16 protein-coding genes and 2 pseudogenes are annotated in these 19014 nt (G+C 42.7%); 11 read left to right on the forward strand and 7 right to left on the reverse strand.

The features are described 5' to 3' along the window. Window positions 1-53 precede the first annotated feature (53 nt). Genes GBN19_RS02010 through GBN19_RS02020 form a run of 3 tightly spaced genes read right to left on the reverse strand, consistent with a single transcriptional unit; the run spans window position 54 to window position 2434 of the window. Complete coding sequence (locus GBN19_RS02010; RefSeq protein WP_151776969.1) at window positions 54-305, reverse strand: DUF6587 family protein; 252 nt, start codon at window positions 303-305, stop codon at window positions 54-56. An 18-nt stretch (window positions 306-323) separates the two neighbouring features. Continuing rightward, entirely contained in the window at window positions 324-2177 is a 1854-nt protein-coding gene (gene feoB, locus GBN19_RS02015; RefSeq protein ID WP_151776970.1) for a ferrous iron transport protein B, read from the reverse strand. After that, window positions 2174-2434 (reverse strand): FeoA family protein, encoded by a 261-nt coding sequence (locus tag GBN19_RS02020; protein WP_151709324.1) that lies wholly within the window; start codon window positions 2432-2434, stop codon window positions 2174-2176. Before GBN19_RS02020 ends, feoB begins: the two co-directional genes overlap by 4 nt. Window positions 2435-2585: 151 nt before the next feature. Here GBN19_RS02020 and xerD point away from each other — a divergent pair, with 151 nt between their 5' ends. From xerD to thrC, 4 genes are all read left to right on the forward strand, one after another. Beyond that, window positions 2586-3503, forward strand: coding sequence for a site-specific tyrosine recombinase XerD (gene xerD / locus GBN19_RS02025; protein WP_151776971.1), 918 nt, complete (start codon window positions 2586-2588; stop codon window positions 3501-3503). 114 nt (window positions 3504-3617) lie between these two features. Then, window positions 3618-4430, forward strand: coding sequence for a DsbC family protein (locus tag GBN19_RS02030; RefSeq protein WP_151709322.1), 813 nt, complete (start codon window positions 3618-3620; stop codon window positions 4428-4430). A gap of 99 nt (window positions 4431-4529) precedes the next feature. Continuing rightward, a complete protein-coding gene (locus GBN19_RS02035; RefSeq protein ID WP_151709321.1) occupies window positions 4530-5831 on the forward strand; it encodes a homoserine dehydrogenase in 1302 nt (433 codons plus the stop codon). 57 nt (window positions 5832-5888) lie between these two features. After that, window positions 5889-7028, forward strand: a complete 1140-nt coding sequence (thrC, locus tag GBN19_RS02040) for a threonine synthase (protein WP_151709320.1) — start codon at window positions 5889-5891, stop codon at window positions 7026-7028. 209 nt (window positions 7029-7237) lie between these two features. Here the strand turns inward: thrC and GBN19_RS02045 are convergent, their stop codons facing one another. Beyond that, window positions 7238-8254, reverse strand: a complete 1017-nt coding sequence (locus GBN19_RS02045; protein ID WP_151776972.1) for a serine hydrolase — start codon at window positions 8252-8254, stop codon at window positions 7238-7240. Window positions 8255-8465: 211 nt separating this feature from the next. On the opposite strand from GBN19_RS02045, the gene gacA reads away from it, so the two are divergent. The 3 genes from gacA to GBN19_RS02060 are packed head-to-tail and all read left to right on the forward strand — an operon-like array spanning window position 8466 to window position 12188. Then, window positions 8466-9101: a response regulator transcription factor GacA gene (gene gacA, locus GBN19_RS02050; RefSeq protein WP_151709318.1), complete on the forward strand. Its 636-nt coding sequence runs from the start codon at window positions 8466-8468 to the stop codon at window positions 9099-9101. 13 nt (window positions 9102-9114) lie between these two features. Then, on the forward strand, window positions 9115-10686 hold the full coding sequence (locus GBN19_RS02055) for a sensor histidine kinase (RefSeq protein ID WP_151776973.1): 1572 nt from the start codon (window positions 9115-9117) through the stop codon (window positions 10684-10686). Window positions 10687-10700: 14 nt separating this feature from the next. Then, window positions 10701-12188: a sigma-54-dependent transcriptional regulator gene (locus GBN19_RS02060; RefSeq protein ID WP_151776974.1), complete on the forward strand. Its 1488-nt coding sequence runs from the start codon at window positions 10701-10703 to the stop codon at window positions 12186-12188. Window positions 12189-12242: 54 nt separating this feature from the next. On the opposite strand, the gene GBN19_RS02065 is transcribed toward GBN19_RS02060, so the two are convergent. The 3 genes from GBN19_RS02065 to GBN19_RS02075 form a co-directional block, all read right to left on the reverse strand. Next, window positions 12243-13436 (reverse strand): S41 family peptidase, encoded by a 1194-nt coding sequence (locus GBN19_RS02065; RefSeq protein WP_151776975.1) that lies wholly within the window; start codon window positions 13434-13436, stop codon window positions 12243-12245. A gap of 10 nt (window positions 13437-13446) precedes the next feature. Then, a complete protein-coding gene (gene gpmI, locus GBN19_RS02070; protein ID WP_151776976.1) occupies window positions 13447-14994 on the reverse strand; it encodes a 2,3-bisphosphoglycerate-independent phosphoglycerate mutase in 1548 nt (515 codons plus the stop codon). Window positions 14995-15318: 324 nt separating this feature from the next. Beyond that, window positions 15319-15735, reverse strand: coding sequence for a hypothetical protein (locus GBN19_RS02075; protein WP_151709313.1), 417 nt, complete (start codon window positions 15733-15735; stop codon window positions 15319-15321). 58 nt (window positions 15736-15793) lie between these two features. Between GBN19_RS02075 and GBN19_RS02080 the strand changes: the two are divergent. The 4 genes and pseudogenes from GBN19_RS02080 to tnpC form a co-directional block, all read left to right on the forward strand. Beyond that, window positions 15794-16462, forward strand: a pseudogene (locus tag GBN19_RS02080) (helix-turn-helix domain-containing protein); the annotation flags it as partial. An 88-nt stretch (window positions 16463-16550) separates the two neighbouring features. Further along, window positions 16551-16979, forward strand: a complete 429-nt coding sequence (tnpA, locus tag GBN19_RS02085) for an IS66-like element accessory protein TnpA (RefSeq protein WP_151776977.1) — start codon at window positions 16551-16553, stop codon at window positions 16977-16979. After that, entirely contained in the window at window positions 16976-17311 is a 336-nt protein-coding gene (tnpB, locus tag GBN19_RS02090; protein WP_068523813.1) for an IS66 family insertion sequence element accessory protein TnpB, read from the forward strand. Before tnpA ends, tnpB begins: the two co-directional genes overlap by 4 nt. Window positions 17312-17385: 74 nt before the next feature. Further along, window positions 17386-19004 (forward strand): annotated as a pseudogene (gene tnpC, locus GBN19_RS02095) (IS66 family transposase). The last annotated feature ends 10 nt before the right edge of the window (window positions 19005-19014 follow it).

The following is a 19014-nucleotide window of genomic DNA, read 5'->3' on the forward strand; positions in this document are numbered from 1 at the left end:
CACGTAAAAAAACCGCCAGTTTTAGGCGGTTTTTAATCGTGGCAATCAATCGATTATTTCCACTTTACGGCTTGTAGCGTGGCTTTTTTAGGCTGTGAAGAATTGTCCGCACTACAACCACAACCACCCGAACACCCTGCTGCCATTGTAGGGCGCAACCAATTTGCCAAAGTCATCCAACCCCGCTGTTCACACAGGCGAGCTAAAGCAGAAAAGACTTTAAATGCAGATTGTGGAAAAATCTTTTTAAAGCTATAGATGGTACTCCAAAGTACCAATACCGCAATAATTAGATACTGAACCATGAGAAACCTCCTTTACCATTAACCCAAATAATGCAATGCAATTTGATAGGTTAAAAACGCCATAAAATATGCCAAGCCAAATAAATAGCCTGTCATCCATGCCACCATTTTCCATGACCCTGTTTCACGGCGTACCGTTGCCAATGTCGATAAACAATGTGGTGCATAGATGTACCACACCAAAAGTGACAAGCCTGTTGCCAGACTCCAGCCACTACCTGGTGCACTGATTAAATGACTTAAACCCTGTGCCATCGCATCATCGTTGGCAGCAGACAATGCATAGACTGTTCCAAGAGATGCCACCATCACTTCACGGGCAGCCATCCCTGGAATGAGGGCAATACAGATTTGCCAGTTAAAACCAATCGGTGCAAAGAATGGCTGCATCAAGTGCCCTAGACGTCCCGCAAAACTGTAGTCAATCGGTGGCAACGTAGCATGATCGGGCGGGCTTGGAAAACTACACAAAAACCAGAGTAAAATTGAAAGTGCGAAAATAATCCCCCCCACCCGCTTCAAGAAAATCTTGGCGCGGTCGAGCAAACCAATCCCGATACTTTTCGCATTCGGAAAGCGATAGCTTGGCAATTCCATGAGCAAAGCGTATTGGGATTTGTCTTTCTGGAAAAATTTCAGCACAAATGCCACGATTAATGCACTGATAATGCCTGCCATATACAACGCAAACAGCACTAGCCCCTGCAAATTGAAAATGCCCCACACCATTTTGCTGGGAATAAAGGCCGAGATCAGCAAGGCATACACGGGCAAGCGTGCCGAACAAGTCATGAGCGGCGCAACAAAAATTGTGGTTAAGCGGTCACGCGGGTCCTGAATGGTTCGGGTCGCCATAATCCCAGGCACAGCACAGGCAAAACTCGACAATAACGGAATAAATGCACGCCCACTTAAGCCTGCTTTATACATGAGTTTATCAAGCAAGAAGGCTGCACGAGGTAAATAACCCGTTTCTTCCAGTACCAAGATAAAGAAAAACAGGATCAAAATTTGTGGCAAAAATACCACAACACCACCCGCTCCAGCGATCACGCCATCGACAACCAAGCTATGTAAGAGTGGCTGACTAATCAATGCCCCAATCTGCTCGCCTAGCCACGTAAATGTACTTTCAATGGCATCCTGAAAAGGTGCAGCCCACGTAAATACCGCTTGGAACACCACAAACATCAGGACTGTTAGACTGATCAGACCTAACACAGGATGAAGAAAAATTCGGTCTAAAAATTCAGTTCGTTTATCTTCATGATCAGAAAACACCACAACATCGGACAGAATTTGTGCCACTTTCTGGTGCTGATCCCCCACTAAACCATTCATTTCAGTTTGAGGCAAAGCAAATTTTTGCTGACTTAGAGCATCAATCAGGTTGGCAACCCCTGAGGTTGTTTTAGCCACTGTTTCGACAACAGGAATACCCAAACGTTCCGAAAGCTTCTGTGCATTGATTTGAATACCACGACGACGTGCTTCGTCCATCATGTTCAGCACCAACAATACTGGTCGCCCTAACTCAATGACTTCCAAGACTAAGCCCAAATGTAGACGCAAGTTGGTCGCATCAACGACACACAAAAATGCATCTTGCTGGCTTTCATCTTTGATTTTTCCAAGGCAGACATCTCGGGTGACTGCTTCATCTGGACTTGTCGCATCTAAGCTATATGTGCCCGGCAAATCCAGTACCCGAACCTGATTGCCTGAAGGTAACTGGAAAAAACCGACTTTACGTTCTACTGTTACGCCTGCATAGTTGCCGACTTTTTGGCGTGTTCCAGTCAGTTGATTAAAAACAGATGTTTTACCGCAGTTTGGGTTTCCAACTAGCGCAACACGTAAGGTTTCGCTCATGTTGCTGTCCCCTGTGAGGAAATCTCGATTTTATGAGCTTCCGCTTTACGCAAAGCAAAACGAGTAAAACCAATTTGAATCAGCAAGGGGTCACCACCAAAGACACCTTTGGCAATCACTTTGACAGGCGTACCTGGAATAAATCCCAGTGTTTCCAGTCGACTTGCTATTAAATCCGCCTTGCCCTCATCAACAGTTTGACGATTGACTTTGGTAATGACAGCGGCTTGTTTAACTTTCAGCTCAGATAACCGCACAGCGTTCCACTCACAATTGTTTGATTTATTATAAACATAAATGAGAATAATTTACATACACGACTTGCATCTAGCTTAGCTTTACAATTCGACTTTTCTCAGATTTTATTTTAGAGTGAAACAGCTTTTTTATGTTGATAGATTTTCATCAATGCTGAACAAAAAACCACGTATTCCAACAGCGATTAACATACCAGAAAAATTAGATTTCTTAGTTGGTTATAAAGATTATCTCATTGCAAATACAGTCAGCCCACATACTCGAAATGCCTATTTATCTGATCTGATTCAGTGTAGCCAATATCAGGACAAACGATTACCAGAGTGGTCAAGCAGTGATATTACCGATGTATTGATTGCGTTAACACAACAAGGAAAAAGCCCTCGCTCTATTGCACGTTCGTTATCTGCATTACGTTCATTTTTTAAATTTCTACGTGAACAGCAATTACGCACTGACAATCCTCTCAGTACACATAAAACGCCCAAGCTAGGTCGTGCCCTACCGAAAGATCTATCAGAAAGCCAAGTCGAAGCGCTGATTGCTGCCCCCAATACCGAAACAGCATTAGGTTTACGTGATCGCACCATGCTCGAGGTCCTTTATGCCTGTGGATTACGGGTTTCCGAGCTGATCACCCTACGTCTAGAACTACTTAACCTTAGACAAGGCTATGTGCGTATTGTTGGTAAAGGCAACAAAGAGCGACTGGTACCACTAGGGCAGATCGCCTTAGAATGGCTAGGGCATTATCTGAATGAATCGCGCCCTCAATTACTTAAATCAAGTAGTGATTATGTATTTTTGACTCAGCAAGGTGGCATTATGAGTCGGCAAAACTTTTGGTATGCGATTAAACGCTATGCATCACAAGCTAGTATCGACTTTGAAATTTCTCCCCATACCTTACGACATGCCTTTGCGACCCATTTACTCAATCATGGTGCTGACTTACGTGTCGTGCAAATGCTATTAGGTCATAGTGATCTCTCTACTACACAGATTTATACGCATGTTGCACAGGTTCGGATGCAACAACTACACCAACAGCATCATCCTCGAGCTTAACCATTAATCGGCGGATTAATGGATAACAGAAGATCATGAAAAGTCACGAAGCACCGAATATTTTTTGTTATGCTAGCGGCTTGTTCTTTTTATTGACCAGTCAAAGGGTTATTTATGTCCTTGCACCGTTCCAAAATTCTTCTGGCGTGTATGCTTACTGCGGGCATGCTCAGTGCTTGCTCTAAAGATAAAAATGCTGAACAAAAAACAGATTCTCTCACCGCAACCGCACCTGCAACAGGACAAGCGTCCCCAATTTTAGAACGTAATGCAAAACAGCGTTTAATCAACACTTTGCAAGAAGGTCTTAAAAAAGCCAATATTAATGTCAAAATTATCGACATTAAAACAACAGAAGTCCCTAACCTGTATTGGGTCAATCTAGAGGGTATGCCATCGGTATATGCCACAGCTGATGGCAAATATATTATTCAAGGTGATGTACTGCGTTTAGGTGACAGTAAACTGCAAAATGTTAGCCAAGCCTTACAAGCCACTGAAAACAAAAAACAGTTTGCTGCGCTGAATCCAAAAGATTTGATCGTTTACCCTGCTCAGGGTCAAACTCAGCATGTTGTATATGTCTTTACCGATGCCAACTGTCCTTATTGCCATAAACTGCATGAACACATCCCCGAACTCAATGCCAAAGGGATTGAAGTTCGTTATATCGCATGGCCGCGTGGCGACCAGTTCTTCCCTGCAATGGAAGCAATTTGGTGTAGCAGTGACCGTAAAGCCGCATTTAATGCCGTGGTTCAAGGTCAACAAATTGTTCCAACCCAATGCAATAGCCCTGTCAAAGCCCAATATCAACTGGGTATAAAAATTGGGGTAAATGGCACGCCTGCGATTTACTCAGAAGATGGCTTATATCTAGGTGGCTATCTAAGCCCTGAAGAATTAGAGCAACGTTTGGAAAAATAATCTGAAATAAGGTGCAGATATTATGATTTGCACCCTAGAGTCTGTGCATTTTTTTAGCTATGATCAAACCTCAATCGCAATAAATATTTGGAGTGTGACGTGAAACCAGTTCGTCTGGCTATATTAGGTCTTGGTACCGTAGGTGGCGGTGCCCTTAAATTATTACAAGAAAACGCCGCTGAAATTAAACGTCGCACAGGTCGAGAAATTCAAATCACCCACGTAGGCACCCGTCGTCCACGTCCTGATTTGAATTTGGAAGGAATCAAACAAAGCGCTGACTTACTCGAAATCGTCCGTCAACCTGACGTGGATGTTGTGGTTGAAGTCATGGGCGGTATTCACCCTGCTTATGAAGTCATCAGTGAAGCCATTAAACACGGCAAACAAGTCGTCACTGCCAACAAAGCACTCCTTGCTGAACATGGCAATGAACTGTTTAAAGCGGCTGAAGACAACGCGGTACAAGTTGCCTATGAAGCAGCCGTTGCTGGTGGTATTCCAATTATTAAAGTGATTCGTGAAGGTTTGGCTGCCAACAAAATTGACTGGTTAGCAGGCATCATCAATGGTACAGGCAACTTCATCTTGACTGAAATGCGTGATAAAGGTCGTGCCTTTGCTGACGTATTAAAAGAAGCTCAAGAATTAGGTTATGCCGAAGCTGATCCAACTTTTGATGTTGAAGGGATTGATGCTGCACACAAGCTCACCATCTTAGCGTCTTGTGCATTTGGTATCCCATTACAGTTTAATAAAGTCTATACCGAAGGCATCAGCAAAATTACAGCTCAAGATGTGAAATATGCTGAAGAACTCGGCTTCCGTATCAAGCATTTAGGGATTGCTCGTCGTGCAGAAAAAGGCATTGAACTGCGTGTTCACCCAACTCTAATCCCTTCTGAAGAACTGATTGCCAATGTCAACGGCGTTAAAAACGCGGTGCTTGTTCAAGCCAATGCCGTCGGCCCAACATTGTATTACGGTGCGGGTGCGGGTGCTGGCCCAACAGCTTCAGCCGTTGTTGCCGATATTATCGATATTGTTCGTGACATTTCTTACACCGAAGATGGTGCAGGTACAATTCCTCAATTGGCCTTTGAAGCATTAACCGATATGCCGATCTTGAGCCGTGAAGAAATGACCACAGGTTATTACATTCGCCTCAATGCAGAAGACCAAACAGGTGTGCTTGCCGATGTCACAACAATCCTCAGCCGTGCAGGCATTAGTATTGATGCCATCATGCAGCAATCTCGCCTTAAAGATTTGATTCCTATTGTGATTTTAACTGATCCAATCGTTGAATCAAAAATGGATGAAGCACTTGCTCAAATCCAAGCTTTACCTGCCATTCATGGCGAAATCGTGCGAATTCGTTTAGAATCGCTGGATAACTAATCAGGTCGAGGGGAAGCAATCCCCTCGTCATGCTTCTTTTTTCATTGGAACATCATCATGTCGAATGCCAATCGTTATACTGGTCTTGTAGATCGTTATCGTGATCGTTTACCTGTATCTGCAACTACACGTGCAATTTCTTTAGGTGAAGGTAACACCCCTCTCATTAAACTGGAGAATATTCCACGTATTATTGGCAAAGATGTTGAAATCTATGTGAAATACGAAGGTCTTAACCCAACTGGTTCATTTAAAGACCGTGGTATGACCATGGCAGTGACTAAAGCAGTTGAAGCAGGTTCGAAAGCTATTATCTGTGCATCTACAGGTAACACTTCTGCTGCTGCGGCGGCTTATGCAGCTCGTGCTGGCATCAAAGCATTCGTTTTGATTCCTGAAGGTAAAATCGCAATGGGTAAAATGGCTCAGGCGATGATGTACGGTGCAATTACCATGCAAATCCGTGGTAACTTCGATGATGGTATGCGTCTTGTAAAAGAAGTGGCTGATCAAGCACCTGTAACAATTGTCAACTCAATCAACCCTTACCGTTTGCAAGGTCAAAAAACCATTGCTTATGAAGTGGTAGAAGCATTGGGTCGTGCACCAGATTATCACTGCTTACCTGTCGGTAATGCGGGTAACATCACTGCGCACTGGATGGGTTATACCGAAGCCGTTGCCAATCAACCTGCTGACCAGTTTGAACAAGTCATTTACGATGCTGAAACTGATCAATTCACAGGCCCTAAACCAGAAGGCTTACCAACAATGGTCGGTTATCAAGCTGCTGGCGCTGCACCTTTCCTTCGTGGTGCACCTATTGCGAATCCTGAAACAGTTGCAACAGCAATTCGTATTGGTAATCCACAAAGCTGGAACCATGCGAAAGCGGTTGTTCGTGACTCTAAAGGTTGGTTCGACGAATTACAAGATGCTGAAATCCTAGAGGCACAACGTTTGCTTTCAATGTATGAAGGTGTGTTTGTTGAGCCTGCTTCTGCTGCTTCAATTGGCGGTGCGATTCGCGATATTAAAGCAGGTAAAATTGCTGAAGGTTCTGTGATTGTATGTACAGTGACTGGTAACGGTTTGAAAGACCCAGATACAGCGATCAAACAATGTGCAGATGCTGTCATGTTATCTATTGATGCCACTATGGATCAAGTGAAAGATTCTATCCTTTCAAATATGTAAGTCTTTTGCTGAAGTAAAAAAACCAGTTGCTTGCAACTGGTTTTTTATTTTGATCTTCTCGCTTAGATGAGCTAATAAAAGTTTAAAAATGTTGTTTTTTTAGAAATTTTCCAGTTCAATCAAGCATCTGCAAAATACCAATACACCCGATTTGTTAGACATAAAAAAGCCTTTCATCTTAGAAAGGCTTTTTTTGAAAAGTCATCAGATTAGATCTGTTTTGGTAACTGATTCACCCAGCTCAACAAATTGGTTGCATCACTGTTACGTGATTGTGTGGTTGGTTCACCCAACAATACCACAACTGTCGGGCGTGAATTGATCGTTGCATGCATGACAACACAACGACCTGCTTCATTAATAAAACCTGTTTTAGACAAGTTGATATTCCAACCACCATTACGTACCAAAGCATTGGTATTATTTGATTTAAGTACACGATAACCCAAATCAAAATCATAATGTGGTGTTGATGAGAACTGACGAATCACGCCATAACGAGATGCTTCAGCCACTAAAATACCCAAATCACGTGCAGAGGACACATTACGTGCATCTAAGCCTGTTGATTCATAATAATGGGTTGAACTCATTCCCAACTGGCGAGCTTTAGCATTCATCGCGGCAACAAAGGCAGGTTTGCCTCCTGGATAAGTCCGAGCCAACGCAGCAGCAGCAGGATTTTCTGACTTCATTAATGCAACAAGCAACACTTCAGCACGGTTCATCTGATCACCTGGCTTTAATGTTGAGCTTGCACGTTTTGGACCATCAAAATCACTCTGCTGCAGTGTAATCTGTTCAGACATGTTTAAACGTGCATCAGCCGTCACAACAGCTGTCATGAGTTTGGTAATCGATGCAATCGGACGTGATGCATTGCTATTTTTGCTATACAAGACTTCTCCTGTATGGGCATCCATCACCAATGCTGAACCCGCTGCAACACTTGGTCCACCACGATTGGCAAAACTTGCATCAATCACACGCGGTGTGTTACTACGTAAAGTTGTGGTTGCACTAACGCTTCCGCGTGGGGAAACCTCAGCACTGTTTCGATCTTGACTGAGCAATTGTTTTGCTTCATCGGTTGACCAGTTTAATTTTGCTTGGGAAACTGCCCCCGAGCCACTGTTCACGATGAGTTCTGCAAAACTGTTGGCGCTCAACCCAACCAGCATCGACATGCTCAAAGCACGCACTAAAGATTTTTTTAAACTTTTCACAATATTACACTCAACTCAGGGGCGGTAAGATACATTTGCGTATTACCACGAATATGCCTTACATTTGCACAATACACTCGCTTCTTTGGAGTTGAGTTATTGTGCATAACTTTTAGGTTATATTTTAGGATAGCATTGCTAATTTTGTCGTTTCATTGCAAGCTTAATTTGCTTTATGTAACAAAAATAATTTGGATTGGAGGTGTCATTCGTGATTTCGGTTTTAGTTGTGGATGATCATGAATTAGTACGCACAGGGATTTGTCGTATGTTGGCAGACCATGCGGATGTTGAAGTCATTGGTCAAGCCGAATCAGGAGAAGAAGCGCTCATCTTAGCACGGCAACATCATCCTAATGTGGTGTTACTTGATGTCAATATGCCAGGTATTGGTGGCGTTGAAACAACTCGCCGTCTTTTGCAAATTACTCCTGAAACCAAGGTGATTGCTGTCAGTGGCTTAGCCGAAGAACCCTATCCCTCTTTACTGCTGAAAGCAGGTGCCAAGGGCTATATCACTAAAGGTGCCCCTATTCAGGAAATGTTGCGCGCCATCAATAAAGTCATGCAAGGTGGTAAGTATTTTAGTGCCGATATTGCAGAGCAATTGGCTAGCTCTTATTTATCTGAAACACAAAAATCACCATTCGACCAACTCTCTGAACGAGAAATGCAAGTTGCGATGATGGTCGTCAATTGTCATAGTGCTCAGGCGATTGCGGATAAGCTATTTGTCAGTGTCAAAACCGTCAACACCTACCGTTATCGTATTTTTGAAAAACTCGAAATTGATAGCGATGTCAAACTCACGCATTTGGCCATGCGCTACGGTTTAATCAAACCTTAATGGATCATCTGCCATGAATGCTCTCTCTGCCGTCAGCTCCAATACGCTCTATCGCCTTGGGTTGTGGTATGGGGTATATCGGCTGATTATTTCTTTTAGTCTATTACTCATCTTTTTTTTGACATTTAATCAGCTTAAAGATAACTACAGCCATATTGATGTCTATTTTTTTACATTATTAGTGTATGCCTTTTTGGGGACTTTACAACTTTTAATGCTTAGACTGTTTCCAACAGTTGCATTACCCCGACAGTTACTCCTGATTAGTTTAATTGATGTTACTTGCTTTGGTGCATTGACCTTTGCAATTGGTGGGCCAAACCTTCATATCGGCTTGTTATTTGTTATTACGATCTTTGTCACCAATTTATTACTCAGTCGACGTCAAGCGCTAAGCATTACTTTAGCCTCCACAATTGCTGTTTTATACTTACAACTTTTTGGGAGTTGGTTGAGTGCCTCTGATCTGAGCAATATTGGCAATAGCATCCTACTGGCTTTTTTGTTTTTTGTGGTCTATCTGACGGGGCAATTTGCGGTTCAACGCTTTCGTTTGCTTGAAAATATCAGTATTTCCCAGTCTTTAGAGTTATTACAATTACAGAATATCAATCGCTATATCCTCGAACAAATTGATATGGGCTATCTTGCAATTGATGAAGAAATGAACGTCGTTCTCAGTAACCCTGCAGCCTATAACTTGTTGGGCATCCCCACATTACTGGTCTTTCGCCCGGCACCATTACAAGAAATTCAACCTGATCTTTATCAGTATTTATTACAAAATGTGGTCAATCAAGGAGAGCGCTTTATTTTTGAAACCATGCAATCTCGCTATGGTATTCATATTCGGGTACAAAAATTAGAGTTACCGCAACAAACCTTAACGCTATTTATCATGCAAGATGCCCAAAAGCTCAATCAACAAGTTCAACAGCTTAAACTGGCAGCACTTGGGCAACTCTCTGCAAGTATTGCCCATGAAATTCGTAATCCACTGGCAAGCATTGTACAAGCCAATGCCTTATTTATCGATGCCGAGCCTGAACAACAACACATGCTGACTGGCATGATTCAGAAACAAGCTAAACGGATTGATCACATTATTCAATCAACTCTAAATATGGCACGAAATCAGGCAACTGTACCAACAGATATCGCATTAGAAAAATTTTTACCTCAACTCATCGTTGAAGATTTGAATGAATCTCATCAAAAAATTCATGTAGAAATTCCTAATCCTGTGTTAATTTCATTTGATGAAGCACAATTTAGACAGGTTCTTATTAACTTGATTCGTAATGCTTTAAGGCATAATTCACCTGAACATCCACAAATTCATGTCTATGCCTATCAGCAAGAAGATTATGCTTATATTGATGTGATTGATTTTGGTGAAGGCATTTCTGCGGATAAAGTACATAACCTCTTTAATCCTTTTTTCACCACACAAATTGATGGAACAGGCTTGGGGCTATACCTTTCACGTAGTTTTTGTGAAGCAAATCAGGCAAAATTAAGTTATATCAAACTACAAGACGGAACCTGTTTCCGCGTTGAATGCCCTGCCATTCAAATACAATAAGTCATTGGAGCATTATGTCAACTCAGCAACCGCGCGTGCTTTTGGTCGATGATGAAAAAGATTTATGCATGCTCATGCAGATGAGTTTAAAGCGTATAGGGATTCGAGCTGAAGTCGCCTATAACGTGACTCAAGCCAAACAGCAACTTAAGGCACATCGTTTTGATGCCTGCTTAACCGATTTAAATCTCCCTGATGGTGATGGTATCCAACTGGTACAACATGTCACTGAACATTATCCCAATACACCGATTGCGGTGATTACGGCGTATGGCAATATGGAAATTGCAATAGCAGCACTCAAAGCAGGTGCTTTTGACTTTGTCAGCAAACCTGTTCGACCTGAAGATTTGCAACAGCTTTTGGAAAAAGCCATTGTTGCTGTAGATGATCGTCAAGATGCAATCGCATCCTCAGAAATTGAAGAGCGTATGCTGATTGGTAGTTCTCAAATCATGCAGCAGCTGAAACATACCATTCGTAAAATGTCCAGAACCCAAGCTCCTGTTTTCATTACAGGAGAATCTGGGACAGGTAAAGAGGTGGTTGCCAACCTGATTCATTGCCTCAGTAATCGCAAAAATGGTCCATTCATTCCAATTAACTGCGGTGCAATTCCTGTCGAACTTATGGAAAGTGAACTGTTTGGACACAAAAAAGGCAGCTTTACCAATGCGACTCAAGACAAACAAGGTCTGATTCAGGCAGCTCATGGCGGAAGTTTATTTCTTGATGAAATTGCAGAACTCCCCATGAATATGCAGGTCAAACTGCTGCGTGCTGTTCAGGAAAAGAAAATTCGACCTATCGGTAGTGACATCGAAATTGCCGTTGATTTTCGAATCATTAGTGCAACACATCAGAATTTAGAAGCACTGATTCAACAGGGTAAATTTCGTCAAGATTTGTTTTTCCGCTTACATGTCATGGACATACGCCTTCCACCACTACGTGAACGCGGACAGGATATCTTAGAACTTGCCCATTATTTTATTCAGAAAGTCTGTCATGAATGGCAAATTCCAAACAAACAACTCACTTTGAATGCACAACAATTTCTACTCGAACAAACCTTCTCGGGCAATGTACGCGAGTTACGCAATATTATTGAACGTGCATTAACCCTCAGTGATTCCAATACAATTGATGTCATTCATGTAAGATCCAACTCTAAACAACATCCTAGCCCACAGCCATTCACTCCTACAGCGAACGGTCGATTAGATCATGATACATCGCTTGGCATGCTACATCCTCTAGAATCCTCTTCTGTGGCAATGGTACAAGATGATGTTATGGTATCACGCCAGCGTTTTAAATTACCTGAAGAAGGTTTAGAGGCTTATTTAGAAAATATTGAGAAAAATATTTTACTGAATTCTCTTGAAATGACGCATTGGAATCGGACACTAGCGGCAAAGAAATTACAAATGTCATTTCGCTCTTTACGCTATCGTCTGAAAAAATTTGGGCTAGATGTCGATGGTGATGAAGAGAGCTGACTGCTTTACTGATACTCTAATTCACAGATAACGATGAACTAGAGTATCCATTGGCTACTTATGTTTCACTAAAATTTCAGCAATATTATCTACATATAATTCATCTTTCATTTCAATCGGCAGTGCATAAATCTGATTGGGTTGGATTCCTTGCCCATCGATCATATTGCCTTTAGGGGTATAATAATGAGAAACCGTCATTTGTAAAGCTGCACCATTTGGCAGTGGAAAAAGCTTTTGTACAACCCCTTTACCATAACTTTTTTCGCCCATGACCCATGCACGATCATGCTCTTTCAATGCAGCAGTAAAGACCTCTGCAGCTGATGCTGAACGACCATTAATCAACAAACCTAATTTGATATTGTTGAATTTATTACCAGGCAAAGCTTGAAAAGTTTGATCACCTTCAGAGCGGCTTTTGGTGGTGACAATCACCCCATTACTTAAAAATAGATCAGCCGTTTCAACTGCTGCTGAGAGTAATCCCCCAGGATTATTTCTCAGGTCAATCAAGACAGCTTTAAGACGATTTTGGGAATACTGCTCAATAATATTTTTAATTTCACTGGCTGTTTCTTGTTGAAAAACAGGCACCTTGATGACTAAAACTTGATTGTGTAAGAGCGTAGAAGATACTTCCACTTCAACTTTTTTATTGCGCACGATAGTAACAGGCTGACCAATAGGTGCCGTTTGTACCGTGAGTACTGTACCGATTGAACCATAGAGTAAATTACGAACTTGTTCGCGGTTCAAATCTTTTAGCTCTTGATTGTCAATTTTATAAACGGTCATGCCATTATGTAGACCTAACTTGACAGAATCCGAGCTATCTTTTAAGTCTTGTATTTGCCACTGATGCCGTAATTTATCGAATACCAAATCAAAATCGACTGATGCGACATCTCCTTCAGTGTATTGCATCAGTTGACGATAATCTTCAGGTGAAAGGTAACGCGAATAACGATCTAAGCCACCCACCAAGCCCTTAATTGCCTGTTCAAACAGTGCATCATCTGATTTTTCGGTGACATAGTTATCTTTGACAAGACTATAAATTTGAACAAATTTTTGAATAGAATCGACAGGAACTTCATCATTACGAGACTCTGAGCCATCGGTATCATAATCAAGTTCGGCATCAGCTTCATTTGTCGCTGCTGCCGTTGCGGCATAAACTGGATGACTCAAACAACAGAGTGCTAAACTGGTCGCAAGACAGACATGCTTGAGTTTTTGAATCATCCATTCACCTTTATGCTTGTAATGTAATTAAATTGCGTCCACGCATTTCAGCGGGCGCAGGAATATTCATGAGATGTAATAAAGTCGGTGCAACATCGGCTAACACACCACCTTCAGCAATCACCGCTTGGGTTGGGCCCACATAAATAAATGGCACCAACTCAGTGGTATGTTGGGTATGTACCTGACCACTGTCATAGTCTTGCATTTGCTCAACATTACCATGATCGGCAGTAATCAGCATATGACCATGATTCGCCATCACTGCATCATAGACGCGGCCTAAGCAGGTATCAACTGCTTCAACTGCTTTTACTGCTGCACTGAAAATACCTGTATGCCCCACCATATCACCATTGGCAAAATTCACTACCAACAGGTCGTATTCACCAGAATTGATCGCATTCACCAGTTCATCTGTCACTTCGTAAGCACTCATTTCTGGTTTGAGATCATAAGTTGCAACATTCGGTGATGGAATCAAAATGCGTTTTTCACCAGGGTATTCGTCTTCACGACCACCACTGAAGAAGAAAGTGACATGGGCATATTTTTCAGTTTCAGCAATACGCAACTGGGTTTTACCCAAATTCGACAAGTATTCGCCGAGTGAGTTATGTAAAGCTTCAGGCATATAAGCGACAGGTGCATCAATGCTGGCTTGGTAACGGGTAAGCATCACGTATTTTGCCAGTTGTGGCACAGCTTTACGTTGGAATCCTGTAAAGTCTTTTTCCACAAAGGCGCGGGTCAATTCACGAGCACGGTCGGCACGGAAATTCATAAAGACAACGCTGTCACCATCTTGAATGGCAGCAATATCACCCACGCGAGTTGCTTTGACAAATTCATCGCTTTCATCTGCTGCATAAGCTTGTGCCAGACCTTCTGTTGCTGTAGCAACAACGCGAACAGCCTCACCTTCGGTCAATAAACGATAGGCTTGTTCTACACGATCCCAACGATTGTCACGATCCATTGCAAAGTAACGACCAATCATGGTCGCAATACGACCTTGATTTGGATATTGAGCAAAGACAGCATCAAGTTTTTGTAAAGATGGCTCAGCGCTGCGTGGTGGTGTATCACGACCATCAAGGAAAGCATGCAGATAGACTTTTGCACCACGTTTCAGTGCCAGTTCGCACATCGCCACGATATGATCTTCATGTGAATGCACACCACCTTCAGACAACAGCCCCATAATGTGGACTGCACCGCCTGTCGTTTTGGCTTTTTCGACAGCATCGACCAATACTTCATGTTCAAAAAACGCACCTGAACGAATGTCTTTAGTAATGCGGGTAAAGTCTTGATACAACACACGACCTGCACCCAAGTTCATGTGTCCAACTTCAGAGTTGCCCATTTGCCCGTCAGGTAGACCAACGTCTTCACCTGAACCTGAAATTAAGCTATGCGGATGCTTTGCTTGCATTGCCGTCAAATTTGGCGTTTTTGCTGCTAAGAAAGCATTGTCTTCAATCGCTTCACGATGCCCAACACCATCCATAATCACCAACACATGAGGAATCTTAGCTGCCTTCGCATCCGTCATTTTAAGCTCTCTTTCAATAGTCAATTGCGTGGGCGCATTTTACCTAATTTTTAAGCAATTCTCCATTGACTAAAATTCATAGTGATCAGCAGATCAGTTCTGATGCGTTTATTTATATTCAAAAAAGGACGCTTACGCGTCCTTCTTCTCAAAACTTTCTATTCTGTCACGAGCATAGCTCTTAGCGGAATTCAGGCAAGAAGCTTCGCTTTTTGAAATCCCTCCTGCCGCAGGCATAGCCTTTGTCGTAAAATCGGCAAAATGCGTTTCATTTTGAAATCCCGATTTTACTCCCATTCAATTGTTGCAGGTAGTTTGTACGTCCTAATGCGATATTTTTTGCATTTGTGGATGTGACAATAATTTCTCTATCCAAAACTGAGAAGGCTTAGATACATCAGCATCTACAGGCTGAATATTAGTCCATTCACGACAATCTACCATTACCCAATTTTTATTATTATTCGGCTGCCCATCCCGTATATCACAACGTCCAGATTCTTTTAATGCATTTGCACGCTTCATAATTTGTGCAGAATTAGCACCTTTTGCTGAAAGATTTTTCCATGCTTCCCATCGTGTCCAACCCAACTCTTTAGTAAAGTACATACGCTCCATAGCACCTGCTAACTGATCATTTTTCTGTGAAAAGTGATCAGTTATAATAGTTGGAATAGGATTTGTAAGATGATGATCAATATCCTTTCTGAATCGCATAGGCACTAATTTCCATTTAGTCATAGATTGATCTAATTGAACTGGACAGCTATCGGTATTTAGTGTTTGACGAAGATTTGAAATCTTTGAGCTAGATCCAGTTGTAAAAACTGAACTATCAAATAACAATTTAGCTAAAGAACTTCAGAATGTCTCTAGCGCTTGTAAAGTCATGGGAGTCTCTAGAGATACCTTTTACCATTATCAGGAACTCGTCGAATCAGGTGATGTAGATTGACTCATCAATAAATCCCGACGAGTACCGAATCTAAAAAACCGCGTGGATGACGCTACAGAGCTAGCGGTTATTAATTTCGTAATTCAATATCCAGCTTATGGTCAGCATCGTACTAGTAACGAATTGCATAAGAAGGGTGTATTTGTTTCAGATAGTAGCATTTGCTCTATTTGGCTCTGCCATAATTTAGAGAACTTTAAGAAGCGTTTAAAAACACTCGAAGCTAAAGTGACATAGGATGGTATCGAACTAAATGATCATCAAATTGCTGCGCTTGAGCGTAAACATGAAGATGATGTTGCCTGTGGCGAAATAGAAACACGCTATCCAAGATATCTTGGAGCACAAGATACATTTTACGTTGACAATCTCAAAGGCGTTAGTCGAATCTATCAACAAACGCTCATCGATACCTAGAGTAAAGTCGTACATTGTAAGCTTTACACTACAAAAATACCGATTACAGCAGCAGATCTATTAAATGATCGCGTACTACCATTTTATCAGTCACAGGATCGTAAGCGTCCGCTGAACCCCACTTTTTCTAACTCATTAATACCGCGATAGTGTCCACTAAAATTTAAGTGGACACCTATTTATTATGGATTTAAAGACAGTTATAGACAGCGCACCAACGCTAAAAAAGCCCCGTCGAACCTTCACGGCTGAATTTAAACATCAACTTATTCAGCAATGTCAGCAGCCAGATACATCGGTGGCCAAGGTAGCAATGCAACATCAGATCAATGCCAATCTGCTGCATAAATGGATTCGTCAGTTCAGATCAATGCCCCCTGCATTAACAACCCCATCCAGTATACAGGTCGACTTTCTTCCCATTGTGCTACCTTCGACTCCAGTCAAACAAGAAGCACCTCCGCCACCTATACCAGAGAATAAAGCAGTTGCTCATATCAGGATTCCACTACGTGAGGAACAAGGTTCCGCAAGGGATCAGATGATCGAGATCGACTGGCCTGTGGAGTCAGTAACTGAATTACTGTTGCTGATCCAGGGTTTGACTCAATGATCCGCATCGATGAAATCTGGCTTTCTACCCAGCCGATGGATATGCGTGCGGGGATGGATACTGCCATGGCTCAGGTGGTGAGAGCCTTTGGCTACATCAAACCGCATTGCGCCTACCTGTTCTGTAATAAACGTGGTCATCGTATGAAAGTGTTGGTACATGATGGGCTGGGTATCTGGCTGTGTGCCCGGAGGTTGGAACAGGGTAAATTTCACTGGGCTCAAGTTCACCAAGGTGAAACCGTGGCCCTCAGCCCGGAACAGTTACAGGCATTAATCCAAGGTTTGCCCTGGCAGAGAATTGGATTGCAGCAAGTGGTGAATATGCTCTAAACCAAGCTCGACCATTCTGCCATCCTCCAAACGTTCTATTTCATTCTCTTCATGACCTCAGGCATACTGCGGTCATGAATACGCTGCCTGACTTAAGCCAACTGACCCATGAACAACTGCTGGAATTCACCAGACAGTTGGCGATGCAGCATCAGTCTCTAGCACAATCAAACCAGCAATTAGATGCCAGAGTTCAACATCTTGAAGTCACCAATCAGCAATTAGATTCTAAAGTTCAACATCTCTCAATCAAAAATACGAGCATGAACTCGCACTATTTAAACAGCACAAATTCGGCAGTAAAAACGAACATCTCACTGCAAAACAAATCCATCTATGGGATGAAGCGGTTGAAGAAGATATTGCCGCGGTTGATCTAGAACTGGAACGGCTAAATGCAGATAAAACCAATGCAGCGACACAGAAAGCCAAAACCAATAAACCTAAACGTCGACCACTGCCAGATCATCTACACACCATCCGTATTGAGCATGAACCTGTATCAACCCAATGTGCTTGTGGCTGCCAACTCCGTCGTATCGGCGAAGATATCAGTGAAAAACTGCATTTCAGACCGGCACAGTTCTATAAGGAACAGCATGTGCGTGGTAAATGGGTCTGTGATCAGTGTGATACCTTGACGCAGCAAACGATGCCTGCCTATGTGATTGATAAAGGCATTGCCAGTCCTGAACTGCTCAGCCATGTGCTGGTGTCCAAATATGCCGATCATTTACCTCTGTATCGCCAACGCCAGATCTTTCTGCGCGCAGGTGTTGATCTGTCTAGATCCACATTATCGGACTGGATAGGTCGCTGCGGGGTTGAGCTGGAGCCATTGGCAGAAGCCTTAAAACAGATCATATTGCAGCAACAGGTGATTCATGCGGACGAAACACCGGTCACCATCATGCAGCTAGGTGATGATGAGAAAAAACCGAAGAAAGGTTATGTCTGGGCCTATGCCACCACACAATACAATCCCATTCAGGCGGTTATTTATGACTTCCAGCCGAGTCGATCAGGTCAACATGCTGAAGATTTCCTGAAAGGCTGGCAGGGTCATTTGGTCTGTGATGATTACAGTGGTTATAAGGCAAGCTTTAAATCAGGTCAGGTCATCGAAGTGGGTTGCATGGCGCATGCGCGTCGTAAATTCCATGAACTGCATGTGACCGGGAAAAGTCAGGTCGCTGAACAGGCCTTAGTGCTGATTCAGAAACTGTATGCCATAGAAGCAGAACTCAGGAGAAAGACCGATGGTACAGCGGAACACCGCCGCGAATACCGGCAACAGCATAGTCAACCGGTGATGCAACAACTATATGAATGGCTCAACCAACATCATCTGACGGTGCCATCGAGTTCTGCCACCGCCAAGGCCATCAATTACACTCTGAAGCGTTGGCTAGCCTTAAGCCGCTATCTGGATGATGGCAATTTGCCAATTGACAATAACTGGGTGGAAAACCAGATGCGTCCTTGGGCCTTGGGACGCAAGAACTGGCTGTTTGCTGGGTCACTGCGTAGTGGTCAGCGAGCGGCAAATATCATGACTTTAATCCAGTCAGCAAAACTGAATGGGCTGGATCCGTATGCCTATCTCAGTGATGTGTTGAAAAGGCTGCCGACACATAAAGCGACCCAAATAGAAGAATTACTGCCACACCGCTGGAAACCTGAACCGAATTAAAAAATAGGTA

The sequence above is a fragment of the Acinetobacter brisouii genome, from assembly GCF_008993995.1.
In the GTDB taxonomy this organism is placed as follows: Bacteria; Pseudomonadota; Gammaproteobacteria; order Pseudomonadales; family Moraxellaceae; genus Acinetobacter; species Acinetobacter brisouii_A.

What these genes read in the sequence shown, in the direction of transcription:
- tnpA (WP_151776977.1), top strand. Translation starts at nt 16,551, where the DNA reads ATGGATTTAAAGACAGTTATAGACAGCGCACCAACGCTAAAAAAGCCC.
- GBN19_RS02010 (WP_151776969.1), bottom strand. Translation starts at nt 305, where the DNA reads ATGGTTCAGTATCTAATTATTGCGGTATTGGTACTTTGGAGTACCATC.
- GBN19_RS02060 (WP_151776974.1), top strand. Translation starts at nt 10,701, where the DNA reads ATGTCAACTCAGCAACCGCGCGTGCTTTTGGTCGATGATGAAAAAGAT.
- feoB (WP_151776970.1), bottom strand. Translation starts at nt 2,177, where the DNA reads ATGAGCGAAACCTTACGTGTTGCGCTAGTTGGAAACCCAAACTGCGGT.
- GBN19_RS02055 (WP_151776973.1), top strand. Translation starts at nt 9,115, where the DNA reads ATGAATGCTCTCTCTGCCGTCAGCTCCAATACGCTCTATCGCCTTGGG.
- tnpB (WP_068523813.1), top strand. Translation starts at nt 16,976, where the DNA reads ATGATCCGCATCGATGAAATCTGGCTTTCTACCCAGCCGATGGATATG.
- gpmI (WP_151776976.1), bottom strand. Translation starts at nt 14,994, where the DNA reads ATGACGGATGCGAAGGCAGCTAAGATTCCTCATGTGTTGGTGATTATG.
- GBN19_RS02030 (WP_151709322.1), top strand. Translation starts at nt 3,618, where the DNA reads ATGTCCTTGCACCGTTCCAAAATTCTTCTGGCGTGTATGCTTACTGCG.
- thrC (WP_151709320.1), top strand. Translation starts at nt 5,889, where the DNA reads ATGTCGAATGCCAATCGTTATACTGGTCTTGTAGATCGTTATCGTGAT.
- GBN19_RS02075 (WP_151709313.1), bottom strand. Translation starts at nt 15,735, where the DNA reads ATGACTAAATGGAAATTAGTGCCTATGCGATTCAGAAAGGATATTGAT.
- GBN19_RS02065 (WP_151776975.1), bottom strand. Translation starts at nt 13,436, where the DNA reads ATGATTCAAAAACTCAAGCATGTCTGTCTTGCGACCAGTTTAGCACTC.
- xerD (WP_151776971.1), top strand. Translation starts at nt 2,586, where the DNA reads ATGCTGAACAAAAAACCACGTATTCCAACAGCGATTAACATACCAGAA.